We start from the raw sequence: 25317 nt of genomic DNA, 5'->3' as shown, positions 1-25317 counted from the left end.
AAATCAGGCATCCAATAGGGCGCGGGCAAGGGTTTGCAGTTTACGGGTGAGCGGGCCAACCGGCCAGCTCAGTGCAGCGTAAGCGCGTACCGGCCACACGCCATACACGCTGTTGCAGACGAACACTTCATCGGCCCATTGCAGCTGCTCCAGGCGGATATCAGAGATTTGGCTGGGGATGGCCAATGACTCGGCCTGAAACAATATTTCTGCGCGCATCACACCGGCGACGCCACAGCGCTGCAAATCCGGAGTCATCAACACGCCGTCGCGCACGATGAACAGATTGCTGAACACACCTTCAATGACGCGTCCGGTGCGGTCGAGCATCAAGCCTTCGGCGTGCTCGCTGTCCTGCCATTCGGCGCGGGCGAGTACTTGTTCGAGTCGATTGAGGTGTTTGAGCCCGGCCAGCAGCGGCTGCCTGGACAACCGCGTGTTGCAGGGAAACAGGCGTATGCCGTGCTCGGCATGGGCAGCGGGATAAGCGGCAGGAGGATTGCCTTGCAGAATGCGGCGACCTGGTGCCGTCGGATCGGGCGCATAACCGCGCTGACCGTCGCCACGCGTGAGGATGAGCTTGAGTACGCCCTCGCCCATCGCTGCCGCATAACGCAGCAGCTCGTCGCCAATCAGCTCGATATCGGCCGTGATGGCCAGACGCGCACAGCCTTCGGCCAGACGCGCCAGGTGCCGTTCCAGCAGGATCGGCTGGCCACCACGCACGGCGATGGTTTCGAACAGACCATCGCCGTAAGCCAGGCCGCGATCTTTCAGCGACAGACTGTCAGCCGGTTGACCGTCGACCCAGCTGTCCATCAGCCTGCGAACCGGCGGAACGCCAGGGTGCCGTTGGTGCCGCCAAAACCGAAGGAGTTCGACAGCACGACGTCGATGTCCATGTTGCGCGCCGTGTGCGGCACGAAGTCAAGGTCGCAGCCTTCGTCCGGCTCATCGAGGTTGATGGTTGGCGGCGCCACCTGGCTGTTGATAGCCAGTACGCTGAAGATCGCCTCGACCGCGCCTGCTGCACCCAACAAGTGACCGGTCATCGATTTGGTCGAGCTGACCGCCAGCTTGTAGGCGTGGTTGCCGAACACCGACTTGATCGCATTGGCTTCGGCAAGGTCGCCGGCCGGTGTCGAAGTACCGTGAGCATTGATGTATTGCACCTGATCGACATTGATCTTCGCGTCGCGCAGCGCATTGGTGATGCAGCGTGCGGCACCGGCACCGTCGGCCGGTGGCGAGGTCATGTGGAAGGCATCACCGCTGGTGCCGAAACCGATCAGTTCGGCATAGATGGTCGCGCCGCGCGCCTTGGCGTGCTCCAGCTCTTCGAGCACCAGCGCACCAGCGCCGTCGGACAGCACGAAACCATCACGGCCCTTGTCCCACGGACGGCTGGCACGGGTCGGTTCGTCGTTGCGGGTCGACAGCGCACGGGACGCGCCGAAGCCGCCCATGCCCAGACCGCACGCGGCCATTTCGGCACCGCCGGCAATCATCACGTCGGCTTCGTCGTACATGATGTTGCGCGCCGCCATGCCGATGCAGTGCGTACCGGTAGTGCATGCAGTGGCGATGGCGTAGTTAGGTCCCTGGGCACCCAGATGGATGGACAGGAAACCGGAAATCATATTGATGATCGAGCCTGGCACGAAGAACGGTGAAATCCGTCGTGGGCCTGTCTCATGCAGGGTACGGCTGGTTTCTTCGATATTGGTCAGACCGCCGATCCCCGAACCCATGGCAACGCCGATGCGCTCACGGTTGGCGTCAGTGACTTCCAGCCCGGCGTTGCGCACGGCTTGAAAGCCTGCGGCGAGGCCGTACTGAATGAACAGGTCGAGCTTGCGCGCTTCCTTGACCGACAGGTATTCCTCGACATTGAAGCCTTTGACCGAGCCGCCGAAACGGGTGGAATAGGCAGAAAGGTCGGTGTGTTCGATCAGACCAATGCCACTGCGGCCAGCCAGAATGCCCTGCCAACTGCTCGGCACATCCGTGCCCAGTGGCGACAACATACCCATACCGGTGACTACGACGCGTCTACGCGACACAGCACTCTCCTTTTTCGAATGACGACTTTGCATCAGGCCTAAAGAAAAAACCGCACGCCGTAATGGCAGTGCGGTTTTTCCATGACAGCTAGCGACGACTAAAAACGATTACGCCTGGTGGGCGTTAACGTAGTCGATTGCAGCTTGTACAGTAGTGATCTTTTCAGCTTCTTCGTCAGGGATTTCGGTCTCGAATTCCTCTTCCAGAGCCATCACCAGCTCAACGGTGTCAAGGGAGTCGGCACCCAGGTCTTCAACGAAGGAAGAATCGTTTTTGCTACTTCTTCCGCCTTGACGCCCAGTTGCTCGGCAACGATTTTCTTGACGCGCTCTTCGATGGTGCTCATACCTTGTTTTCACTCCTAATGGACAAATTCAGGCAGCTGGCCAGTGGGTAAGTGTATAGAAAGACTTTTCAGTTTTTCAACTGAAAGCTTCACTCCTCGAACCCTGCGACCCTCTGCCTATAAATAGATTGCAGCTTTATAACGGATTTTAGACAGCTCGTATGACATTTTTTTGAAGCAATCCGTCACATTTTACTTACATGTACATCCCACCGTTCACCGGGATTGTAGCCCCGGTAACGTATGCCGCACCGTCGGATGCAAGAAAAGCGACCACGGACGCGATCTCTTGAGCTTGCCCCAGACGACCCAGCGGAATCTGCGTCTGCAAGGCTTCACGCTGTGCTTCAGGCAGCTCGCGGGTCATATCGGTGTCGATGAACCCTGGGGTCACCGAGTTGACCGTAATCGAACGCGAACCGACTTCACGCGCCATCGCCCGGCTGAAACCTTCCAGACCGGCCTTGGCGGCTGCATAGTTTACTTGGCCGGCGTTGCCCATGGCACCCACCACCGAGCCAATACTGATAATTCGACCCCAACGCGCCTTGGTCATGCCACGCAGAACGCCCTTGGACAGGCGATACAGACTGTTCAGGTTGGTATCGATCACGTCGTACCATTCATCGTCTTTCATGCGCATCATCAGGTTATCGCGGGTGATGCCGGCATTATTGACCAGAATCGCCACCGGCGCACCGAACTGCTCCTGAATGCCCGCCAGCACTGCGCTGACCGATTCGTCACTGGTGACATTGAGTTCGAAACCAGCGCCCTGGATACCGTTTTCCTTCAGGGTTGCAGCAATGCGCTCGGCACCCGACGCGGAGGTCGCGGTGCCGACAACGATAGCGCCCTGACGACCCAGCTCCAGCGCGATGGCCTGGCCGATACCGCGGCTTGCACCGGTGACCAGTGCAACTTTACCTTGCAGACTCATGCAAGTTTCTCCTGATTCAGGCCTGCGCTGCGCGAGCGGCAGCGAAGGCATCTGGGGTATTGAGGTTGGAAGTCGCAACGCCTTCGGCGCAGCGCTTGTTCAGACCGGCCAGGACCTTGCCCGGACCGCATTCGACCAGATTGGTCGCGCCTTTGGCGGCCAGCGTCTGCACCGACTCGACCCAGCGCACTGGCTTGTAGAGTTGTTCGAGCAGATCACGCTTGAGGGTTTCCAGGTCGGCCGGCACTTGCGCGCTGACGTTCTGTACGACCGGGATCTGCGGTGCCTGCCAGTCGATGGCGGCGACGGCTTCGGCAAAGCGCTCGGCGGCCGGACGCATCAGCTCGCAGTGCGACGGCACGCTCACCGGCAATGGCATCGCACGCTTGGCGCCACGGGCCTTGCAGCCTTCAATGGCGCGCTCGACGGCAGCCTTGGCACCGGCAATCACTACTTGGCCCGGCGAGTTGAAATTCACCGCGCTGACGACTTCGCCTTGCGCGGCTTCGGCGCAGGCTGCCAGCACATCAGCGTCTTCCAGACCGAGGATGGCAGCCATGCCGCCCTGCCCGGCCGGAACCGCTTCCTGCATCAGCTGACCGCGGCGCTCGACGAGTTTGACCGCGTCAGCCAGAGTCAGGCTGCCAGCAGCGACCAACGCGCTGTATTCACCCAAGCTGTGACCGGCAACGAATGCCGGACGCACACCGCCTTCCGCCAGCCACAGACGCCACAGGGCGATCGAGGCGGTCAGAATCGCCGGTTGAGTCTTGTCGGTTTGATTGAGCAGCTCTTCCGGGCCCTGCTGGGTCAACGCCCACAGGTCATAGCCCAGCGCAGCAGAGGCTTCTTGAAAGGTTTCGAGGATCAGCGGATGTTGCGCGCCCAGCTCGGCCAGCATGCCGAGGGACTGCGAACCCTGTCCTGGAAAGACGAATGCGAGGGAAGCAGACATGTAACAAGCCCCTAATGATCTTGTCGTCGGAAAATAACGCCCCGCTCGGGACGCCAGAAACTGACAGTTTGGATGGCCCTTTGAACCGGGCGGTCACATTTAAGCATTGTCCGACGAAAACGCCTAAGACAACAGGTCCTCCAGACGACCGTGGAGGCGCTCGGGCAAGTTCTCCTGGATCTCGATCAGCGCCCGGGAAATCGCACTCTGAAAGCCTTGAACGCCGGCCGACCCGTGACTTTTCACCACGATGCCCTGCAAGCCGAGAAAGCTTGCGCCGTTATGTCGCGCCGGCGCCAGATCGGCCTGCAGGCGCTTCATCAGCGGCAGCGCCAGCGCGCCTACCGCCCGCGAGGCAAGATTCTTCTTGAATAACGCTTCAATGCGCGCAGCGATCATCGTCGCCAGGCCTTCGCTGGATTTGAGCAGAATGTTACCGACGAAACCGTCGCACACCACCACATCCGCCTCGCCACGGTACAAACCGTCGCCTTCGATGAAGCCGATGTAGTTGATGCCACGCGCCGCCTGCAACAGCGTTGCCGCCAGCTTGACCTGCTGATTGCCCTTGATGTCTTCGGTACCGATGTTCAGCAAGGCCACGCGCGGACGATGAATACCCAGCGTCTGCGCCGCCACCGAGCCCATGACGGCGAACTGCAACAGATGTTCGGCGCTGCAATCGACGTTGGCGCCCAGATCGAGCAACTGACAATAGCCAGTTTGCGTCGGGATCGCGGCCACCATCGCCGGGCGATCGATGCCCGGCAAGGTCTTCAGCACAAACCGCGACAACGCCATCAACGCACCGGTATTGCCAGCGCTGACGCAGGCCTGAACCTTGCCATCACGCAACAACTCAAGAGCGACACGCATCGACGAGTCCGGCTTGCCACGCAGAGCCTGGGTCGGCTTTTCGTCCATGGTGATGAGTTCGCTGGCCGGCACAATCGTCAGGCGCGCGCGATCGGCAGCCGATTGGCCGTTGATCAGTTCTTCAAGAAGGGAGGGTTGACCGACGAGGGTCAGGTGCAGCGAGGGCGTAGCAGACAGGCAAGCAAGGCTGGCCTGAACAATGCTGCGGGGACCGAAGTCCCCGCCCATTGCGTCAATCGCGATGACTTGAGCGGACAAGTGATTACTCGTCAGCGCCCTTGTCGATCACTTTACGGCCACGGTATACGCCTTCTGGCGATACGTGGTGACGCAGGTGAACTTCACCGGTGGTTTTTTCTACAGACAGGGTGCTAGCCTCGAGAGCGTCGTGCGAACGGCGCATGTCACGGGCAGAGCGGGATTTTTTGTTCTGCTGAACAGCCATAATTGATTAACTCCTAAACGTTTGGGTCACGCTTTAACTGCGCCAATACACTGAACGGGTTGGACCGCGTTACCTCGTCCTCGCTCGGTTCGGGCTCATCTGCTCCCGCCGGCTGCTGGCATTCTTCCGGATGATGAGCAGGCACAATGGGCAAGGCGAGCAAAAGCTCCTCCTCGATCAGTGACTGCAGATCCAATGGATCTTCGCCCAGTTCCAGCACGTCATAACCTTTCGGCAACGACTGGGTATTCGCACCCTCCTTCACCACGGCGTAACTGCATTCGCTGTGGATCGGCAGGGTGACCAGCTCAAGACAACGCTGGCAAACCATTTTGACTTCGGTGTCGATAAAGCTGTGGATTACCACAGATTTACGTTCATCTCGTTCAAAAACGAATTTGGCCTGCACCGTACCGACATCGTCGGAAAGCGGGTCGCAGAGTCTCTTCAAATCGGCCAGCAGCAGTTCACCTTGAAGGGTGGTGCCACGGTCAGCCAATTTGCGCGGGTCAACGTGAGGTGGAATCGGGTCATTCAACATAGGCGCAGCATTATAGGGATGCACCCACCCATGTCAAAGGAAATTGTGCCCTGTCCGTCACTTGCGTGCCTCCGCTAGAATCCGCACCTGCCTGAGGAGACGCCCATGCTGCCTTTATTACTTGCTTCAAGCTCGACCTATCGACGCGAATTGCTCGCTCGCCTGCACTTGCCGTTCGTCTGCAGCTCGCCGGATATCGACGAAAGCCACCGCCCGGGCGAGCCGGCCATTGAGCTGGTCAAACGCCTCGCCGAACAAAAAGCGAGAGCACTGGCTGACAGCCATCCTGGCCATTTGATCATCGGCTCGGACCAGGTGGCGATACTTGGCGAACAGATCATCGGCAAGCCACACACCTTCGAAAAGGCCCGCGAGCAATTGATGGCGGCCAGCGGCGCGAGCGTGACCTTCCTGACCGGCCTGGCCCTGCTCAACAGCCAGACCGGCCACTGCCAGGTCGACTGCATGCCATTTACCGTACACATGCGCAAGCTCGACCCAGCGCGCATCGAGCGCTATCTGCGCACCGAGCAGCCTTACGACTGCGCCGGCAGCTTCAAGGCTGAAGGTCTCGGCGTCAGCTTGTTCCAGTCCACCGAAGGCCCGGACGCCACCAGCCTGATCGGCCTGCCGCTGATTCGCCTGATCGACATGCTACTGGCTGAAGGCGTACAGATTCCCTGACCCAGAAAAAAACCGGCCATTGAAAGGCCGGTTTTTTTATACAGCGAAGGCTTATCGCAACGACGGCCCGTGGAAACCCATCCACATCGCCAACTGCTCGGCCACACTGGCGCCGAGCTTTTTCGAGAAGCGGTCGAACGGCGATTCCTGGACCGTGAAGTCCACCAACTCCTTCTCGCCAATCACGTCACGCGCTACCGAACTGGCACTGCCCAGGCCGTCGATCAGACCCAGCGGCAGCGCTTGCTCACCTGACCAGACCAGCCCGGAGAACAGCTCCGGATGCTCCTTGTCCTTCAAGCGATCGCCACGCCCCTGCTTGACGCTGTTGATGAACTGCTTGTGCGTGGTGTCCAGCACACTCTGCCAGAACGCCGTTTCTTCGGGTTTCTGCGGCTGGAACGGATCAAGGAACGCCTTGTGCTCGCCCGACGTGTAGGTGCGACGCTCGACGCCGAGCTTTTCCATGGTACCGACAAAGCCGTAACCGGCTGCCGTTACACCAATCGAACCGACCAGACTGGCCTTGTCGGCGTAGATCTGATCGGCCGCGCTCGCGATGTAGTAGGCACCGGACGCACCGAGATCGGAAATCACCGCATACAACTTGATCTCCGGGTGCAGGCCACGTAACCGTTTGATTTCGTCATAGACATAACCCGACTGCACCGGACTGCCGCCCGGGCTGTTGATGCGCAGGATCACGCCCTTGACCTTTTTATCTTCAAACGCAGCGCGCAGGCTGCCGACGATATTGTCGGCACTCGCCGGTTCTTTATCCGCGATCACACCGTCAATTTCGATCAGCGCCGTGTAGTTCGGGCCGCGCGTTGCGCTCTTTTCCATGTCCATCAGTGGCGTGAACAGCAGCAACGCAACAAACAGATAAACAAACGTCAGCAGCTTGAAGAAGATCCCCCAGCGCCGCGAGCGACGCTGTTCCTGCACGCCAGCCAGCAAGGTTTTTTCCAAAAGCTTCCAGCTTTTCGCGTCACCGTCGTCGGCACTTGCCTTGGCCGGTGCTTTCCATTCGTCGGTCATGCCATCACCCCAAAAACGTATTAAGCCTGCTGCCCCAGCCAGGCATGCAATTCAGAAAACCGGTCGATCGACAGCAACGGCTCGAACTGTTGCAGCGATTCGATCGACTGCGCGCCATAACTGACGGCCACCGACCCCATCCCCGCGTTGCGCGCCATCAGCAGATCGAAGGACGAATCACCCACCATCAGCGCCTGTTCGGCACGAACACCACAATGAGCAAGGATCTGCTCCAGCATCAGAGGGTGCGGTTTGCTGGCGGTTTCATCGGCGGCGCGGGTAATGTCGAAATAATCTTCCCAGCCATTGGCCTTGAGCACCCGATCGAGCCCGCGGCGATTCTTGCCGGTCGCCACCGCGAGGTGATAACCCTGCTCGCGAAACGACGCCATCGATTCGATGACCCCCTCGAACAACGGCGAAGGCACGGCTTCAGCAGCGATGTAGTGATCGGCGTAGTACTCGCGAAACGCGGTCATTTCGGCATCGCTGATTTCCGGGTACAAGGTGCGAATCGCTTCTGGCAAACCCAGACCGATAATGCCCTTGACCGCGAAATCATCGCGCAGCTCGAAGCCGGAACGCCCGGACGCCGAGTGCATGGCCTCGACAATCCGGTGAATGGAATCGGCCAGCGTGCCGTCCCAGTCGAAAATCAACAATTTGTAATCAGGGTGCTGCACTCAGGCGCTCCACAGTCTTGGCCCACATTTCATCGACCGGGGCTTGCAAGGTCAGCTTGCCGCCATCGGGCAGCGGCACGGTCAGCATGTAGGCATGCAGAAACAGGCGTTTGCCGCCCAGATCGCGAATTTCCTTGGTGAAATCATCGTCGCCATACTTGCTGTCGCCGGCGATGCAATGCCCGGCGTGCAAGGTATGCACGCGAATCTGGTGCGTACGACCGGTGACCGGCTTGGCCTCGACCATGGTCGCGAAATCACCGAAGCGGCGCAGGACCTTGAACACGGTCAGGGCTTCCTTGCCTTCATCGTTGACTTCAACCATGCGCTCGCCGGAACGCAGATTGCTTTTGAGCAACGGCGCACTGACCTGCTTGATTGAAGTGGCCCAGTTACCGCGCACCAGCGCCATATAGCGCTTGTCGACGCCGTCGCCGCGCAGTTTTTCGTGCAGGTGACGCAGCATGCTGCGCTTCTTGGCAATCATCAGCAGGCCGGACGTGTCGCGGTCAAGACGATGAACCAGTTCCAGCTCTTTCGCATCGGGACGCAACTGACGAAAGGCTTCGATCACGCCGAAATTCAAGCCGCTGCCACCGTGAACGGCAATGCCTGCGGGCTTGTTGATCACGATCAGGGCCTTGTCTTCGTAGACGATCGATGCCTCGAGACGCTGCAGCAGACCCTGAGCCAGCGGCACCGGCTCGTCGCGCTCAGGCACGCGAACCGGCGGCACGCGCACGATATCGCCGGCCTGCAGCTTGTATTCGGGCTTGATCCGGCCCTTGTTCACACGCACTTCGCCTTTGCGCAAAATGCGGTAAATCAAGGTCTTGGGCACGCCTTTGAGCCGGGCGAGGAGAAAATTGTCGATTCGTTGGCCGGCATACTCCGGCGAGACTTCAAGCAGTTGAACGCCTGGAGTCGAAGGGGCAGTAGTTGTCATGCCGCGGATGATAACAATTTTTATGGAATTGAAGCACTTAATCATTGCTGCTATAGTCGCGAACGCCGCCAAAAGCGGCCTGGACAGCGGAACCACGGTCAAAGACCGGCCCTGACCAACGCAATTCACCAGGGCGCGAGGCCGTCCTACGGGGCTTTCGCTACGTAACGGTGGAGTTTGCGGTTGTAACGAGCGCAGGTGACATGAGGCCTGAATTACACCGCCGGGCAGAGTTCTGACTCGCCCGGCAGGCGACATTCGAGGCCAGTTCACAAAGTGCAGTCAGCTGCGAATGACCCCGAGCGATTGTTCCGGAAACATCGCCTGAATTAGCCATGATGCGTGACCTCCCCTTTCGGAGCTCACGGTAAATGCCAACCCGCTGCGGATTCTGCGCGCGGCAGCACCCGAATTATCAGGGATACGTGTAGGGTGGAGATGCACAACCGCCGGACTGTGTAGCAACAAGCTTTTACAAGACGCTTCATCTCGTCCACAGCCGCTGGTTGATTCCTCCTCCTGACTGAGTGCTTAAGTAGCCACAGCAAGCAGGACGCGTACGTCGCGGTATCGGCCCAATTGGCCTGACATCGCTGGACACGGGAATGGCCAACCACTCCCGACGCACCTGACACCGACCGTGAGAAGTCGTGTGTGCCGAACGCCGTTTCCGGCAGCCCGGAAACCGACGGTACTACATGAAAAGAATGCTGATTAACGCAACTCAACCCGAAGAGTTGCGTGTTGCACTGGTAGATGGCCAGCGCCTCTACGACCTGGACATCGAATCCGGTGCACGCGAGCAGAAGAAGGCCAACATCTATAAAGGCCGTATCACTCGCATCGAACCAAGCCTTGAGGCTGCCTTTGTCGATTTCGGCTCCGAGCGCCACGGCTTCCTGCCCCTCAAAGAAATCTCCCGCGAATACTTCAAGAAAGCCCCCGAAGGCCGCGTCAACATCAAGGACGTCCTGAGCGAAGGCCAGGAAGTCATCGTTCAGGTCGAAAAAGAAGAACGTGGCAACAAGGGCGCGGCCCTGACCACCTTCATCAGCCTGGCCGGCCGTTACCTCGTGCTGATGCCGAACAACCCGCGTGCCGGCGGTATCTCCCGTCGCATCGAAGGCGAAGAGCGCAACGAACTGCGTGAAGCGCTGAACGGTCTGGTTGCTCCGGCCGACATGGGTCTGATCGTGCGCACTGCAGGCCTGGGCCGCAGCAGCGAAGAAATGCAGTGGGACCTCGATTACCTGCTGCAACTGTGGACCGCCATCAAAGAAGCCTCGCTGGATCGCTCCGCGCCGTTCCTGATCTATCAGGAAAGCAACGTGATCATCCGCGCGATCCGCGACTACCTGCGCCAGGACATCGGCGAAGTGCTGATCGACAGCGTTGAAGCCCAGGACGAAGCCCTGACCTTCATCCGCCAGGTGATGCCGCAGTACGCCAGCAAGATCAAGCTGTACGAAGACAGCGTTCCGCTGTTCAACCGTTTCCAGATCGAAAGCCAGATCGAGACCGCCTTCCAGCGCGTCGTCGAATTGCCTTCCGGCGGCTCCATCGTCATCGATCCGACCGAAGCCCTGGTGTCCATCGACATCAACTCGGCACGCGCCACCAAAGGCAGCGACATCGAAGAAACCGCCCTGCAGACCAACCTTGAAGCCGCCGAAGAAATCGCCCGTCAGTTGCGCCTGCGCGACATCGGCGGTCTGATCGTCATCGACTTCATCGACATGACCCCGGCCAAAAACCAGCGCGCCGTGGAAGAAAAAGTCCGCGAATGCCTGGAAGCCGACCGTGCCCGCGTGCAGATCGGCCGCATCTCGCGCTTCGGCCTGCTGGAAATGTCCCGTCAGCGCCTGCGTCCATCGCTGGGCGAAAGCAGCGGCATCGTCTGCCCGCGTTGCAACGGCACCGGCATCATCCGTGACGTTGAATCGCTGTCGCTGGCGATCCTGCGCCTGATCGAAGAAGAAGCCCTGAAAGACCGCACCGCCGAAGTCCGCGCTCAGGTGCCGATCCCGGTTGCTGCGTTCCTGCTCAACGAAAAACGCAACTCGATCACCAAGATCGAACTGCGTACCCGTGCCCGTATCGTCATTCTGCCGAACGATCACCTGGAAACGCCGCACTTCGAAGTTCAGCGTCTGCGTGACGACAGCCCGGAAGCCGCGACCAACCAGTCCAGCTACGAAATCGCTGCCGCCGCTGCCGAAGTCGAAGAAGTCCAGCCAGCCGCTGCGACCCGCACCCTGGTTCGCCAGGAAGCTGCGGTCAAGACGGCCCCGGCCCGCGCCAACGCGCCGGTGCCGACCGAAGTCGCTCCAGCCGCCCCTGCTCCGGCCCCGGTGGCCGCGCCAGAGCCAAGCCTGTTCAAGGGTCTGGTGAAATCGCTGGTCAGCCTGTTCGCTACCAAGGAAGAGCCTGCCGCTCCGGTCGCCGTGGAAAAACCGGCTGCCGAACGTCCGGCGCGCAACGAAGAGCGTCGCAACGGTCGTCAGCAGAGCCGCAACCGTAACGGTCGCCGCGATGAAGAACGCAAGCCGCGCGAAGAACGTGCACCGCGTGAAGAACGCGCCCCACGTGAGCCGCGTGAAGAGCGTCAGCCGCGTGAAGCCCGCGAAGTGCGCGAGCCTCGTGAAGCCCGCAGCGAAGCGCCGGCCGCCCGTGAAGAACGCGCGCCACGTGCACCGCGTGAAGAACGTGCTCCGCGTGCGCCGCGTGAAGACCGCAAGCCTCGCGGCGAGCGTGAAGAACGCGTACGTGAACTGCGTGAGCCACTGGACGCCGCTCCAGCGGTAGCCGCTGCCGCCGCCGTCACCGCTGAAGAGCGTCCGGCCCGCCAGCCACGCGAGGAACGCGCCCCGCGTCCGCCGCGTGAAGAGCGTCAGCCACGCGCCGAACAGGCCGCTGCTGCCGTCGCCGAAGAAGAAGTCATCAGCAACGAAGAGCAGCTGCCGGAAGACGGTCAGGACGGCGCCGAAGGCGATCGTCCACGTCGTCGCTCGCGCGGTCAGCGTCGTCGCAGCAACCGTCGTGAGCGTCAGCGTGATGCCAACGGCAATGTGATCGAAGGTTCGGAAGAATCCGAATCCAACGAAAACGCTGGCGAGCCAAGCACTGCCGATCTGGCCGCTGGCCTGGCCGTCACCGCCGCCGTTGCCAGCAGCGCGATCAGCGCTCCGGCCGAAGCACAGGCGCACGAGCAGGCTGAACGCGCTACCGCCGCCACACTGGAAACTGCTCCAGTCGAAGCGCCGGTTGTCGAAGCTAACACCCCGGTGGAAGTGATTGCTGCTCCGGAAGTCGAAGTGACACCGGTCCGCGAAGCTCAGCCTCAGGTTGAAGCGGTCGCGGAACCAGAAGCTGTTGTTGAAGCGCCAGTTGTAATCAGTGAACCAGCAACTGAAACCGTCGCTGAATCCGTAACCGAAACCGTGCGTGAAGTTCGCGAAGAGCAGACTGCCTTCAACTGGACTGCCGAGCCTGCGAAGACCGAAGCACCAGCGCCAGTCGCTGAAGCAGAAGTTGCAGAGGCTATGGTTTCCGAGCCAGTGGTCGCGGCCGCCGAGCCGGCCCCGGCGCCAGTGGTTGAAGCGCCGGTTGTCGAGGCCCCTGCCGTCGTCGAAGCGCCAGCCCCGGTGGTTGAAGCTCCGGCTCCGGTCAGCGCCCTGACGCCAAACGGTCGCGCACCGAACGATCCGCGTGAAGTGCGTCGTCGCAAGCGTGAAGCCGAGCGTCTGCAGAAGGAAGCCGAACTGGCCGCCGCTGCGGCGCCTGTGGTTGCCGAACCCGCCGCTGCTGCCGAAGTGATCGAGGCAGCACCTGCCCCGGTTGCCGAAGAAGCATCGGTTGAAGCGGTGATCGCCGAGGCACCACGCTCCGTTCAGGACGCGGTCGAGCAACGCGAAGAGGCCGAGGAAAAAGAGCACGAGCCGAAACCTCTCGTGTAATTCCCAAGCCGTTAAAAAGCCCCGCCCGGTGTAAGCCTGGCGGGGCTTTTTTATGCCTTTAATTTATGCCTGAACACCGTCCCTTGTAGGAGTGAGCCTGCTCGCGATAGCGGAGTGTCAGGCGACAGATATTTAGCTGAACCACCGCTATCGCGAGCAGGCTCACTCCTACAGGGGTCCATGCATGGTTCAGGAATGTGTGAAGACCAGCGCCTCAGGCACGTCGACATCCCACAGCACGCCAGGGTCATTCACCACCACCTCAACCACCCTGCCCAGCCCAAACAGCGGTTTGGCACCGCGATCACCGGACAATCCGGACAACGCCGGGCCAAACGAACGGCCAAAACCCACCGGATGGCCGAACTCACCACCCAGCACCGGCACGCTCACCGCATCGTCAGCCATCGCCGCGACCACTTGCTCAATACTCGACGAGAGGATGAACGGCATATCCCCGAGCACGATCAACCAGCCATCCGCATCGGCACACGCAGCGACACCTGCGGCAATACTGTCGCCCATGCCGGTCGACTCGATCGAAACAACGTCACAACCATAAGCCTGGGCCATGCGCATCGCCTGCGGCCGCGCCTCGGTCGTTACCAATACGCGCTTATCGAGTTCCGCTGGCAAGCTCACCAGCACCTGCTCGATCACCGAGCGCACCGCGCCATCGCGCCCGGTGCAGTCAGCGAGCAATTTGTCCTTGTCGGGACCGGCAATCTGGCGAAAACGACTGCCCTCGCCCGCTGCCAATACAATCACTGCGATGGATCGGCTCATGCGCCCTCCAGCGGTTTTTTCTGCTTTAACTCCACGCCGTTCTTGATCGCGACGATCTCCGCGAGCAGCGACAAGGCAATCTCTGCCGGCGAGTGACTACCGATGTGCAGACCGATAGGCCCGTGCAAGCGATCAATCGCCGCTTGCGACAAGCCTAGCTGAGCCAGATTCTCGCGGCGTTTCTGACTGTTGACCCGCGAGCCCAGCGCGCCGACGTAAAATGCCGGCGAATCCAGCGCCGTCAGCAGCGCCATGTCATCCAGACGCGGATCGTGGGTCAGCGCAACAATCGCGGTGCGCTCGTCGGTCTGAATGCTCAGTACTGCGTCATCCGGCATGCCCGATACAAACCGCCCGTGCTGCTCTTCCCAGCCATAGACAAACTCGGTGCGTGGATCGCAAATCAACACTTCGAAATCCAGCAGGCGCGCCATGTCCGCCACGTAACGCGACAACTGCCCGGCGCCGATCAGCAGCAGGCGCCAGCGCGGGCCATAAATGGCGCGCAAGGTCTTGCCATCGAACACCAGCGAATCGCTTTTACTGGCGGGCACAAGCGTCACTTCGCCGGTTTCGATGCTCAGTTCGCGAGCGACGATCTGGTGATCTTCGCAACGGGCGAGCAGTTCTTCGACCCACGCCGGGTCGCCAACGCGCTCCTCGGTCAGGCGCAGGGTGCCGCCACAGGGCAAACCGAAACGCGCCGCCTCCTCACGGGTCACGCCGTAGGTAATCAACTGCACCGGCGGGCCATCGCTGGCGATACGGCCGTCGTGCAGGCGGGCAATCAGGTCATCCTCGACGCAACCGCCCGACACCGAACCGATCACCACGCCATCCTCGCGCAAGGCGAGCATGGCACCAGGCGACCGGGGTGCAGTGCCCCAGGTCTGCACCACGCTGAACAGCACCACTCGCTGCCCGGCGCGGCGCCATTCAAGGACGCTGCGCAGGACGTTCAGATCGACGCTGTCCATTACGCCTGCGCCTTCTGCCAATCCTGCAACTGATAACGCACGGGCAAGTTGCGGATACGTTTGCCGGTGGCGGCGAAGATTGCGTTGCACAGCGCTGGCGCAATCGGCGGTACGCCTGGCTCACCGACGCCACCCAACGGTACATCGCCCGGCGGCGTGACCAGATGCACGGCGACTTCTTTCGGCGCCAGCGACATGCGCGCCACTTCATACATATGGAAGTTGTCCTGCTGGACCTTGCCGTCCTTGAAGCTGATTTCACCCAGTACCGCGTTGCCCAGGCCCATCACGCAGGCGCCTTCGAACTGCGAGCGGATGCGCTCGGGGTTGATCTGCGGTCCGCAATCCACAGCAATATCGGCCTTGTGCACGATCAGCGTGCCGTCGTCCTTGACCTCGACTTCAATCACCGCCGCCACATAAGTGACGAAGCTGTAGTGCACTGCCAGGCCAAGACCGCGGCCCTTGGGCAGCTTGCGCCCCCAACCGGCTGCCTTCGCTGCGGTTTCCAGCACGGTGCGCATGCGTCCGGTATCGATCGGATAGCGCTCGGGTGACTCGCCGTAGTTCCACTCTTCGCTCAAGGTGCGCGGGTCGATCTGGCGATCGGCGCCGAGCAGTTTGATCTGATACTTCAGCGGATCTTCGCCGGCCTTGTGCGCCAACTCGTCGACGAAACTCTGGATCGCGAAACCATGGGGAATGTTCGACACCGAGCGATACCAGCCCACCCGCGTGTGCACCTTGGCTTCGGGGTTTTCCAGACGCACGTTGGGAATCGCGTAGGCCATGTTGGTGAAGCCCATGCCCAGCTCGAAAGCCGCTTCATGGTTCATGTCCGGGGCGAACAATGCGGTGATGCTCGGCGCTACAGTGCGGTGCAACCAGCCAGACGGCATGCCGTCCTTGCCGACGCCGGCCTTGAGGTATTCGGCCGACACGGTGTGGAAATACGAATTGTGGATGTCGTCTTCGCGTGTCCACTGCACGCGCACAGCCTTGCCGGGAAATTCCTTGGCGAGGATCGCTGCTTCAACAACAAAGTCCGGTTTGGACTTGCGACCGAAACCGCCGCCGAGCAAGGTGACATTGAAGGTGACATTGTCGAACGGCACGCCAAGACGTTCGGCGATGCGCTCGCGGGTCACTTGCGGGGCCTGACTCGGCGCCCAGGCTTCGCAGAGACCTTTGTCGAAACGCGCAATGGCGACCATCGGCTCCATCGGTGCCTGCGCCAGGTGCGGCAGGTAGTAAGACGCTTCCAGAGTGCTGGCCGCGCCGCTCAACGCCTTGTCGATATCGCCGGTGTTACGCACCACTTTGCCGGGCTTCAACGACGCTGCTTCCAGCTCCTTGCGGTAGGCGACGGAGTCATAGCTGGCATTCGGGCCGTCGTCCCATTCGATCTTCAGCGCTTCGCGGCCCTTGATCGCCGCCCAGGTATTGCTGGCGACGACGGCCACGCCACCCAATGGCTGAAATTCCGATGGCAACGGACGAGGTTCGATCTGGATCACCTTGAGTACGCCCGGCACCTTCAGCGCGGCGCTGTCATCCAGCGACTTGACCTTGCCGCCGTACACCGCCGGGCGCGCAATGGTGGCGTAGAGCATGCCGTCGAAATGTACGTCGGCGCCGTAGACCGCACGCCCGTTGACGATGTCGTCACCGTCGATGGCCTTATTGCCTTCCTTGCCGATGTAGCGAAATTCCGCCGGCTGCTTGAGGCGCAGGGTGTCACGCGCCGGTACGGCCAAGGCACTGGCGGCCGCGGCCAGTTCGCCATAGCCCAGCTCACGGCCGGATGGCTTGTGGATGATTTTATGCAACTGCGCGTGGCATTCACCGACCGGCACTTGCCACTGCGCCGCCGCAGCCTGCTCGAGCATGGTCCGCGCGGCCGCGCCGCAACGGCGCATCGGCTCGTACCAGTGGCGCATGCTGCGTGAGCCGTCGGTGTCCTGGTTGCCGAAGCGCACTTCATCGCCCGGCGCCTGCTGCACCTTGACCCGCGCCCAATCGGCTTCCAGTTCATCGGCAACCACCATGGCAAGACTGGTTCGCACGCCCTGGCCCATTTCCGAACGGTTGCAGACCACGGTGACGGTGCCGTCGGCAGCAATGCTCACATAGACTTTCGGATCGTCGATCCAGCCATTGGGCATGCCGTCGGCGCCAAACTGTTTGGGCTTGTCTTCGGCCAGCGCGTCCTGCCAGCCCCAACTCGCGGCCAGCACCAGCGCACCAGTGGCGCCGACGCCTTTGAGAAAACCACGGCGACTGAGGTTGCTCAGGGCGAAATCGTTCGGCAGGCGGCTCATGCCTTGGCCTCCTTCAGGTGAGTGGAGGCCTGGCGGATCGCAGTCTTGATCCGGTTATACGTGCCGCAACGGCAAATGTTGCCGACCATGGCTTCTTCGATTTGCGCATCGCTCGGGTTCGGGTTGGTTTTCAACAAAGCCGTCGCCGACATGATCTGCCCGCCCTGGCAGTAACCACACTGCGCCACTGCGCTGTCGAGCCAGGCTTGCTGGACCACTTTGCCGATCGGGTCGGCGTGCAGGTTATCGATGGTAGTGACGTTCTGCCCGATCACCGAGCCGATCGGGGTGATGCAACTGCGCGCGGGGGCGCCATCGATATGAATGGTGCACGCGCCGCACAGGCCCATGCCGCAGCCGAACTTGGTGCCGTTGTAACCGGCGACATCGCGAATCGCCCAGAGCAGCGGCATGTCTTCGGTGACGTCGAGGGAATGGTCTTGACCGTTGAGTTTCAGGGTAATCATGGGCACGCCCGCATATTTTTCGTGGTTATCGGGTCGAGCAATCTGCCGCCGGAAAATCAGCGGTGGGTTCGCGCAGATCGACTCAGGCTAATCAGGCTCTCTTGTGCTGAGCAGAACGTCTGCACCGGGCCTTTGGTGGAGCAAATGGTTGGTATCGTTAGCTGACTAAGTTAACCCAGCATTAACAAAAAAGCCCTGCTGATACAGGGCTTTTTAGCTGCAAGCTTTTAGCTACAAGCTGCAAGCAAAAGCAGTAGCTGACTAACTGAACAGATTGTAGCTTGAAGCTTGAAGCTTGAAGCTCTAGGCTGCCTCAATACCGATTGGGCTCCATTTCCAGCTCGACATTGAACCGCTCGGCAATGTCTTTCTGGATACGCTGCGCCAGACTCAGCAGTTGCAGACCGGTGGCGGTGCCGTAGTTGACCAGCACCAGCGCCTGCAATTTGTGCACGCCGGCATCACCGTCGCGAAAGCCTTTCCAGCCGGCGCGTTCGATCAGCCAGCCAGCGGCGAGCTTCATTTGCCCGTCTGCCTGCGCATACGCCACAACGTCGGGATGTTCCTGCTTGATTTGCGCGACTTGTGCAGCGGACACCAGCGGATTCTTGAAGAAGCTGCCGGCATTGCCAAGCAGCGCCGGATCCGGCAATTTTTCGCTGCGAATGCTGCAGATCGCGCGGCTGACGTCGCTCGGCGTCGGTTGCTCGATGCCCTGTTCGGTCAGGCGCTGGCGCACCGGGCCGTATTCCAGATGCAGCTGCGCGCCGCGATCAAGTTTGAAGCGCACGCGCAGAATCAGCCAGCGTCCCGGCTGCTGCTTGAACAGGCTGTCGCGGTAAGCGAAGTTGCATTCTTCGAGGCTGAAATCGCGCAATTCGCCGGTCTGCCGATCCAGCGCAGTGAGGCCGGCGAACACGTCCTTGATTTCAACGCCATAGGCGCCGATGTTTTGCATCGGCGCAGCGCCGACCGTGCCCGGGATCAGGCTGAGGTTTTCCAGACCGGAAAAACCCAACGCCAGCGTATGCAGAACAAACGGATGCCACGGCTCGCCGGCCTCAGCTTCGATGACCACGCGGCTGCCGTCATCGCTGAGTACGCGGATACCCCGCGTCGCCATGCGCAAGACCAGCGCGGCAATATCCGCCGTCAGCAGCAGATTGCTGCCGCCGCCGATCACCAGCAGCGGCACGTCGTGCGCCGTGGCGTAGGCCAGCGCCTCGCGGACATCGTCGTCGCTGTGGGCCTCGGCGAACAGTTGCGCACGCACGTCGACGCCAAAACTGTTGAACGGTTTCAGGGAAACCTGCGCTTGCACCGGCAGACTCATAAGCGCCCCTTCACTTCGATCAACAGTTGGTCACAGGCTGCTTCGATCAGATCCAGCACCTGCTCGAAGCCTTGATCGCCGTCGTAATACGGATCGGGCACTTCATCGACCAGCCCGGCATAACGGCGCAGGAACAGATCCAGCTCCGCCTTGCCAGTGGACGGTTGCAACGCCTTGAGGTTGCGCAGGTTGCTGTTGTCCATGGCCAGAATCAGGTCGTAGCTGGCGAAGTCGGCGCGACTGACCTGCTGCGCACGCTGTAGCGACAAATCATAACCGCGCACTTTCGCTGCAGCCTGGCTGCGCTTGTCTGGCGGGTTGCCAACGTGCCAGTCACCGGTACCGGCCGAGGCCACTTCGACCTGATCCGCCAGCCCCGCTGCACGCAGCTTGTGACGCAAAACCCCTTCAGCGGTGGGCGAACGGCAAATGTTGCCCAGGCACACGAACAGAACGCGCATCAGGCCCCCAGCAGGCGACGAACGCGTTCGAGGTCTTCGACGGTGTCGACACCGGTCGGCGGCGCGATCAACGCGTCGGCGACGTGAATGCGCACGCCGTGCCACAGGGCGCGGAGTTGCTCGAGGGATTCGGTGTTTTCCAGCCAGCACGGGCCCCAGTTGACGAAGTCCTGGAGGAACCCGGCGCGGTAGGCGTAGATACCGATGTGGCGACGGTACGGCACGCCTTCAGGCAATTGCTCGCGGCTTTTGGCGAACGCATCGCGGGCCCATGGCAAGGTGGCGCGACTGAAGGTCAGCGCCAGGCCATTGATGTCGCTGGCGACCTTGACCACATTGGGGTTGAACAGGGTTTCCACGTCTTCGATCGGCTCGGCCAGAGTGGCCATGCGCGCCTCGGTGTGGGCGGCAAGGTTGGCCGCGACCTGATCGATCACGCTGGGCGGAATCAGCGGCTCGTCGCCCTGCACATTGACCACGATCGCGTCAGACTCGAGGCCCAGCTTGGCGGCGACTTCGGCCAGACGATCAGTGCCGGAATTGTGATCTTCACGGGTCAGCACCACTTCGGCGCCAAAGCCCTTGCACGCCTCGACAATGCGCGCATCGTCAGTCGCCACCACCACACGCGTGGCGCTGCTTTTGCTCGCCTGCTCCCAGACGTGCTGGATCATCGGCTTGCCGGCAATATCCAGCAGCGGCTTGCCCGGCAGACGCGTTGAGGCATAACGCGAGGGAATCACAACGGTGAAGGCTGTGCTCATTTATCCAGACGCTCGTCGGTGGTCAGGGTGCGGGCTTCGCTCTCGAGCATCACCGGGATGCCGTCGCGGATCGGGTACGCGAGGCCAGCGCCCTTGCTGATCAATTCGGTCTTGTCAGCACTGAGCTTGAGCGGACCTTTGCACACAGGGCAGGCGAGGATGTCGAGCAATTTGGTGTCCATGAGCATTCCCAGATAAATAAACAGTCAAGGCAAAAGCCGACCGGGCAGCAGACGTATCAGTTGCGTGTCGAACCAGGCCACGAAGGCCGGTGACGGCAACGCATCGACTGCCAGATACCACCAGTCGGCAGCAGCAAAGGCGCGGCACTTCACCGCGTCCTTTTCGGTCATCACCAACGGCAATGACGGGGTGAAATTCAAGGCCTGCACGCTGTACTCGGCGTGGTCGGCAAATGCATGGGGGATTGCGCGCCAGTCTAGCGCTTCGAGCGTATTGAAGAAACGTTGCGGATTGCCGATCCCGGCCACGGCATGCAGCGCCTGACCGGGCGCAAAATGTTCGAGCGGCTGGCGCTCGCCGCTGCGCAGGTTGATCAGTGCGGTGGGTTGCAGTTGAAAGGCAAAACCGTCTTGGCGATCCTCGCTGGCGCCGTTGAACAGCACGCCGTCGACGCTTTGCAGGCGCTCGACCGGCTCGCGCAAGGGACCCGCCGGCAGGCAGCGTTTATTGCCAAGGCCACGTGCCGCGTCAATCAGCACCAGTTCAAGATCGCGGCCCAAGCGGTAATGCTGCATGCCGTCGTCGGAGAGGATCAGGTCCAGCGGTTCGCTGGCGAGCAGGGCTTTGACGGCGGCGCTGCGATCGGGATCGATCATCAGCGGCACGCCGGTGCGCTGGACGATCAGCAGCGGTTCATCGCCGGCAATATCAGCTGTTTGATCGGCCTCGACGCGCCACGGCAGTTGCGCCGGTTTGGCCCCGTAACCCCGGCTGACCACGCCGACGCGCAAACCGCGCTGGCGACAGTGGTCGATCAGCCAGAGGATCATCGGCGTCTTGCCGGTACCGCCCACAGTGATGTTGCCGACCACGATCAACGGCACGGGCGGCTGGTAGATCTCGCCTTCGCCGTCGAGAAAGCGCTGGCGCTTGTTGACCACCACTCGGCGATAGAGCATTTCCAGCGGTCGCAACAGCGTCAGGGCCGGGTGCCCCGCATACCACGCAGCGAGCAAGCGATCGGACAGGCTCATCAGGATTTGGGCGCCGCCTCGACCGTGGTCATGCGCAGATGGCTGAAACCGAGCTTGCCGGCCGCGTCCATGGCGGTGATCACGGATTGGTGCTGGGCCTTGCCGTCCGCACTGATCGACAACGGCATGCTGGTGTCGCCGTTGGCTTCTTTCTGCATGGCATCCATCAGGGTCGCCAGATCGTTTTTCGGCAGGACCTTGTTGTTCACCGAAAAAACACCTTCGGCGCTGATCGCGATATCCAGTTGCTTGACCTGCTGATCCTCGGCCGGCGAACCGCTGACCGCTTCTGGCAGATCGACGCGCAGCTGGGTTTCGCGGGTGAACGTGGTGGTCACCACAAAAAACAGCAACAGGATGAACACCACGTCAATCAGCGACGCGAGGTTGATGTCCACGGTTTCCCGGGGCTTGCGACGGAATTTCACGCTTTGCCCTCGGCCAGATCGACGTCACGGTCGCCCTGCACCACTTCCACCAGTTTGATCGCTTCCTGCTCCATGCCAACCACCAGTTCATCAATGCGGCGCTGCAGGAAACGGTGGAAGAACACCGCCGGAATACCGACCATCAGGCCCGCTGCCGTGGTGATCAGCGCTTTTGAAATACCGCCGGCGAGGACCGAGGCATTGGTGGTCATGCCCGTCCCGGTGAACGCGCTGAAAATGTCGATCATGCCCAGCACAGTGCCGAGCAGACCGAGCAGCGGCGCCATCGCAGCGATGGTCCCGAGCGCATTGATGTAGCGCTCCAGCTCATGAATGACACGGGCGGCGGCCTCTTCGATGCATTCTTTCATGATCTCGCGACCATGCTTGGAATTGGCCAGGCCAGCAGCAAGGATTTCACCCAGTGGCGAGTTGGCGCGCAACTCCTTGAGCTTTTCCTTGTTCAGTTGTTTGTCCTTGATCCAGACCCACACCTGGCCAAGCAGATGCTCGGGGGTGACGCGGCTGGCGCGCAGGGTCCACAGGCGCTCGGCGACAATCGCCATGGCCGCGATGGAACTCAGAATGATCGGCAACATCATCCAGCCGCCGGATTTGACCAATTCCCACACAGTGACAGTCCCCTCGAAAAAGTGCGCCACTTTACCATACCGATTGCCGATTAAGACCCGCCGCCCCGACGACCGTAACGCCACAGTCGCCCACGCGCCGATCAGCGGGCCAGTGCCGGCGGATCACGCCAGAACCGCCGTTGGTGAAGCATGGTTTGCGCGGGCTGGAAGGTGCCCAATTGCAAATGGATGGCGCCGTGTTCGGCGCTGTCGTAGATGCGCAGGCGCTGTTTGCGGTAGCGCGCCATTACGGTCGGATGCGGATGACCGAAGGAATTGCCGTGACCGCGAGAAATCAGTACCGAGTGCGGCTGCAGTGCCTTGAGCAACGCCATCGACGATGAGCTGCGGCTGCCGTGATGCGGAGCTTGCAGCCATTGCGTCGGCACCGCCAGCGGCCCTTCGAGCAGGACCCGTTCGGCGTGACTGTCGATATCACCGGTCAACAACAGACGCTCGCCGTTGGCCTCGATCTGCAACACGCAAGAGCGTTGATTGCTGTCGTGGGCGTCTGCCCATTGCCAGAGCTGAAAACTGACCCCGTCCCACTGCCATTGCTGTCCGGACTCACAGGCAGCGGCGTTCAACAGTTGAGGTAATCCCTCAGGATCACCACTGATCACGCGATCGATCGGCAGACCACGGGAGACCGCCAGCGCTCCACCGGCATGATCGGCGTCGGCGTGGCTGAGCAGCATCAGGTCGAGTTTTTCCACGCGCCATTTGCGCAACGCGGGCAAGACCACGCGTTCGCCAATATCGAACTCACCAAAGCGCGGCCCGGCGTCGTACAGCAACGCGTGGTGCCGGGTGCGGATCAGGATCGCCAGACCTTGCCCCACGTCCAGTTGCCAGACGTCGGCAAGGCCTTCTGCCAGTCGCTCGCGCGGCGGCAGCGCCAGCAATAACAACAACGGCCAGCCCAGCGGACGCAGCGGCACACCGCGCGGCAACAACAGCAGCATCGCGCCGAGGCTGCCGAGCAGCCAGATCCCGGCGGGCAGCGAGCCGGGAATCCACGCGGGCCACAGACCGGCAATCACCGCGAGCCCGCGAAACAGCCAATCGATCAAGCCACCCGCCAGCCACAGCAAGCCTTCGCCGACATACGGCACCGGCACCAGCAGCGTCCCGAGCAACGCTGGCGGCAACACCACCAGACTGACCCAAGGGACCGCGAGCAGATTGGCCCACGGCCCGCTCACGCTGATCGGCAGACTCAACGCCAGCAGCACCGGGCACAGGCCGATCGCGATCAGCCATTGCGCGCGCGTCCAGGTCTGCCACCAGCGCCACGCACCGAGACGACCGCCGAAGGTAAAGATCAACACCGCCACCGCCGCGAACGACAGCCAGAAACCCGGACGCAGACTGGCCAGCGGGTCGAGCAACAACACGCCATTGAACGCCAGCAACAGCGGCCACCACGCCCCGAGATGGCGAAAACGCAGACGCCATAACAACACCAGCCCGACCATCACGCAGGCCCGCTGCACCGGCACATCGAACCCGGCGAGCAAGCCATAGCCCAGCGCCGACGCGAAGGCCAGGCCACAGGCCCACGGCAACCACGGCCAGCGCAGCGGCCACAGTCCGTACCGCGCCAGCCCGGCGACCAACAGGTACATGACCGCTGCCAGCAGGCCGATGTGCTGCCCGGAAATCACCAGCAAGTGCACGGTGCCGGTGTCCTGGAGGATCTGCCAGTCCTCACGACTCAGCCCCGATCCATCGCCCAGCACCAGCGCCGCCAACGCACCGCTGCGGCCTTGCGCATCCACCCCCAGCAAACGCTGTCGAATGCTGTCACGCCAGGCCCAGCGCGCCTCGCTCAGGCGCTGACCATCCTTGATCGTTCCAGTTGCGCCGATGCGTTGTGCCAACAACCAGGCTTCGAAATCGAAGGCATCAGGATTGCGCAAGCCACGCGGGCGTTTCAGTTTCACTGCCAGACGCCAACGCTCGCCACTATTGACTGCAGGCCCGGCGTACCAGGCCAGACGCATCCGCGCCGGCAGTTTTTCGTGCCGCGACCGCGCCTCAGCCAACTCGAAGCGCACCACGCCCTCGCTGCTTTGCGGCAGACCGACCACGCGTCCCTCGAGCCAGCGGGTTTCGCCATCAAGCTTCAGCGCCAAGCGATCATCCAGTGCCCACTGCGCCGCGAAGCTGCACCAGGCGAACCCGAACAGCACGAACGCCAATGTATAACTGCGAAACGGCAGCAGCATCAGCGCCACCACCGGCAGCAACAGCATCAACCAGACCGGCGGTAACGCCGGCATGAAAACCGGGGCCAGCAGACCGACTGCCAGCGCCATCATCCCTGTGCGCATAAGCCCGTCCTTGAGAGTCCCGCACTTAGGCATAGCGGGTGTCGGGCACCCGCGTCGTCAATAATTGTCACAAAGTCTGAATGGGCGGTTCGTAGAATCCAGACATACTTGCCGCCTT

24 protein-coding genes and 1 pseudogene are annotated in these 25317 nt (G+C 61.4%); 2 read left to right on the top strand and 23 right to left on the bottom strand.

All coding sequences use genetic code 11. The features are described from left to right. Positions 1 to 3: 3 nt before the first annotated feature. The 8 genes and pseudogenes from pabC to M0746_RS04995 form a co-directional block, all read right to left on the bottom strand. Positions 4 to 819, bottom strand: a complete 816-nt coding sequence (gene pabC / locus M0746_RS05030; RefSeq protein ID WP_258448378.1) for an aminodeoxychorismate lyase — start codon at positions 817 to 819, stop codon at positions 4 to 6. Then, positions 819 to 2063: a beta-ketoacyl-ACP synthase II gene (fabF, locus tag M0746_RS05025; RefSeq protein WP_085655165.1), complete on the bottom strand. Its 1245-nt coding sequence runs from the start codon at positions 2061 to 2063 to the stop codon at positions 819 to 821. The genes pabC and fabF overlap by 1 nt, the downstream gene beginning before the upstream one ends. A gap of 108 nt (positions 2064 to 2171) precedes the next feature. Then, positions 2172 to 2410: pseudogene (gene acpP / locus M0746_RS05020) on the bottom strand (acyl carrier protein). Positions 2411 to 2606: 196 nt separating this feature from the next. After that, positions 2607 to 3350 (bottom strand): 3-oxoacyl-ACP reductase FabG, encoded by a 744-nt coding sequence (gene fabG, locus M0746_RS05015; protein WP_016770989.1) that lies wholly within the window; start codon positions 3348 to 3350, stop codon positions 2607 to 2609. A 16-nt stretch (positions 3351 to 3366) separates the two neighbouring features. Then, complete coding sequence (gene fabD, locus M0746_RS05010) at positions 3367 to 4305, bottom strand: ACP S-malonyltransferase (protein WP_258448377.1); 939 nt, start codon at positions 4303 to 4305, stop codon at positions 3367 to 3369. 123 nt (positions 4306 to 4428) lie between these two features. Continuing rightward, the gene (gene plsX, locus M0746_RS05005; RefSeq protein WP_258448376.1) at positions 4429 to 5439 is read right to left on the bottom strand and encodes a phosphate acyltransferase PlsX; all 1011 of its coding nucleotides are present in this window, start codon (positions 5437 to 5439) and stop codon (positions 4429 to 4431) included. Between the two features lie 4 nt (positions 5440 to 5443). After that, on the bottom strand, positions 5444 to 5626 hold the full coding sequence (rpmF, locus tag M0746_RS05000; RefSeq protein ID WP_003179396.1) for a 50S ribosomal protein L32: 183 nt from the start codon (positions 5624 to 5626) through the stop codon (positions 5444 to 5446). 13 nt (positions 5627 to 5639) lie between these two features. Then, positions 5640 to 6167, bottom strand: coding sequence for a YceD family protein (locus M0746_RS04995; protein WP_003204262.1), 528 nt, complete (start codon positions 6165 to 6167; stop codon positions 5640 to 5642). A 105-nt stretch (positions 6168 to 6272) separates the two neighbouring features. On the opposite strand from M0746_RS04995, the gene M0746_RS04990 reads away from it, so the two are divergent. Then, on the top strand, positions 6273 to 6851 hold the full coding sequence (locus M0746_RS04990) for a Maf family protein (protein ID WP_258448375.1): 579 nt from the start codon (positions 6273 to 6275) through the stop codon (positions 6849 to 6851). Positions 6852 to 6902: 51 nt separating this feature from the next. On the opposite strand, the gene sppA is transcribed toward M0746_RS04990, so the two are convergent. The 3 genes from sppA to rluC are packed head-to-tail and all read right to left on the bottom strand — an operon-like array spanning position 6903 to position 9521. Continuing rightward, on the bottom strand, positions 6903 to 7892 hold the full coding sequence (sppA, locus tag M0746_RS04985; RefSeq protein WP_093099410.1) for a signal peptide peptidase SppA: 990 nt from the start codon (positions 7890 to 7892) through the stop codon (positions 6903 to 6905). A gap of 20 nt (positions 7893 to 7912) precedes the next feature. Further along, positions 7913 to 8575, bottom strand: a complete 663-nt coding sequence (locus M0746_RS04980) for an HAD-IA family hydrolase (RefSeq protein WP_093099409.1) — start codon at positions 8573 to 8575, stop codon at positions 7913 to 7915. Then, on the bottom strand, positions 8562 to 9521 hold the full coding sequence (rluC, locus tag M0746_RS04975; RefSeq protein ID WP_187677799.1) for a 23S rRNA pseudouridine(955/2504/2580) synthase RluC: 960 nt from the start codon (positions 9519 to 9521) through the stop codon (positions 8562 to 8564). Before rluC ends, M0746_RS04980 begins: the two co-directional genes overlap by 14 nt. 698 nt (positions 9522 to 10219) lie before the next feature. On the opposite strand from rluC, the gene rne reads away from it, so the two are divergent. Further along, positions 10220 to 13477, top strand: coding sequence for a ribonuclease E (rne, locus tag M0746_RS04970; protein WP_258448374.1), 3258 nt, complete (start codon positions 10220 to 10222; stop codon positions 13475 to 13477). A 189-nt stretch (positions 13478 to 13666) separates the two neighbouring features. On the opposite strand, the gene M0746_RS04965 is transcribed toward rne, so the two are convergent. The 12 genes from M0746_RS04965 to M0746_RS04910 all read right to left on the bottom strand — a co-directional run bounded on the left by M0746_RS04965 (position 13667) and on the right by M0746_RS04910 (position 25199). Then, positions 13667 to 14263 carry a nucleotidyltransferase family protein gene (locus tag M0746_RS04965; RefSeq protein ID WP_258448373.1) on the bottom strand — a complete coding sequence of 199 codons (597 nt, stop codon included), beginning with the start codon at positions 14261 to 14263 and terminating at the stop codon, positions 13667 to 13669. After that, entirely contained in the window at positions 14260 to 15240 is a 981-nt protein-coding gene (locus tag M0746_RS04960; RefSeq protein WP_208940197.1) for an XdhC family protein, read from the bottom strand. Before M0746_RS04960 ends, M0746_RS04965 begins: the two co-directional genes overlap by 4 nt. Then, a complete protein-coding gene (locus tag M0746_RS04955) occupies positions 15240 to 17561 on the bottom strand; it encodes a xanthine dehydrogenase family protein molybdopterin-binding subunit (RefSeq protein ID WP_258448372.1) in 2322 nt (773 codons plus the stop codon). The genes M0746_RS04960 and M0746_RS04955 overlap by 1 nt, the downstream gene beginning before the upstream one ends. Further along, positions 17558 to 18028: a (2Fe-2S)-binding protein gene (locus M0746_RS04950; RefSeq protein WP_208940195.1), complete on the bottom strand. Its 471-nt coding sequence runs from the start codon at positions 18026 to 18028 to the stop codon at positions 17558 to 17560. Before M0746_RS04950 ends, M0746_RS04955 begins: the two co-directional genes overlap by 4 nt. Positions 18029 to 18341: 313 nt before the next feature. Further along, the gene (gene murB / locus M0746_RS04945) at positions 18342 to 19361 is read right to left on the bottom strand and encodes a UDP-N-acetylmuramate dehydrogenase (RefSeq protein ID WP_258448371.1); all 1020 of its coding nucleotides are present in this window, start codon (positions 19359 to 19361) and stop codon (positions 18342 to 18344) included. Next, positions 19358 to 19822: a low molecular weight protein-tyrosine-phosphatase gene (locus M0746_RS04940; RefSeq protein ID WP_203419019.1), complete on the bottom strand. Its 465-nt coding sequence runs from the start codon at positions 19820 to 19822 to the stop codon at positions 19358 to 19360. The genes murB and M0746_RS04940 overlap by 4 nt, the downstream gene beginning before the upstream one ends. Continuing rightward, positions 19822 to 20586 carry a 3-deoxy-manno-octulosonate cytidylyltransferase gene (gene kdsB, locus M0746_RS04935; protein ID WP_258448370.1) on the bottom strand — a complete coding sequence of 255 codons (765 nt, stop codon included), beginning with the start codon at positions 20584 to 20586 and terminating at the stop codon, positions 19822 to 19824. Before kdsB ends, M0746_RS04940 begins: the two co-directional genes overlap by 1 nt. Continuing rightward, a complete protein-coding gene (locus M0746_RS04930; RefSeq protein WP_003179363.1) occupies positions 20583 to 20768 on the bottom strand; it encodes a Trm112 family protein in 186 nt (61 codons plus the stop codon). Before M0746_RS04930 ends, kdsB begins: the two co-directional genes overlap by 4 nt. 24 nt (positions 20769 to 20792) lie before the next feature. After that, on the bottom strand, positions 20793 to 21803 hold the full coding sequence (lpxK, locus tag M0746_RS04925; RefSeq protein WP_208940191.1) for a tetraacyldisaccharide 4'-kinase: 1011 nt from the start codon (positions 21801 to 21803) through the stop codon (positions 20793 to 20795). Continuing rightward, positions 21803 to 22231, bottom strand: a complete 429-nt coding sequence (locus M0746_RS04920) for an ExbD/TolR family protein (protein WP_090285229.1) — start codon at positions 22229 to 22231, stop codon at positions 21803 to 21805. The genes lpxK and M0746_RS04920 overlap by 1 nt, the downstream gene beginning before the upstream one ends. Further along, positions 22228 to 22863, bottom strand: coding sequence for a MotA/TolQ/ExbB proton channel family protein (locus M0746_RS04915; RefSeq protein ID WP_167359904.1), 636 nt, complete (start codon positions 22861 to 22863; stop codon positions 22228 to 22230). The genes M0746_RS04920 and M0746_RS04915 overlap by 4 nt, the downstream gene beginning before the upstream one ends. Before the next feature lie 101 nt (positions 22864 to 22964). After that, positions 22965 to 25199 (bottom strand): DNA internalization-related competence protein ComEC/Rec2, encoded by a 2235-nt coding sequence (locus M0746_RS04910; RefSeq protein WP_258448369.1) that lies wholly within the window; start codon positions 25197 to 25199, stop codon positions 22965 to 22967. Positions 25200 to 25317: the final 118 nt, after the last annotated feature.

Source organism: Pseudomonas sp. S11P7 (assembly GCF_023195435.1).
Taxonomy (GTDB): domain Bacteria; phylum Pseudomonadota; class Gammaproteobacteria; order Pseudomonadales; family Pseudomonadaceae; genus Aquipseudomonas; species Aquipseudomonas fluorescens_G.
Note: the sequence above shows the minus strand (reverse complement) of the source record. Positions and strands in the feature narration are given on the sequence as shown.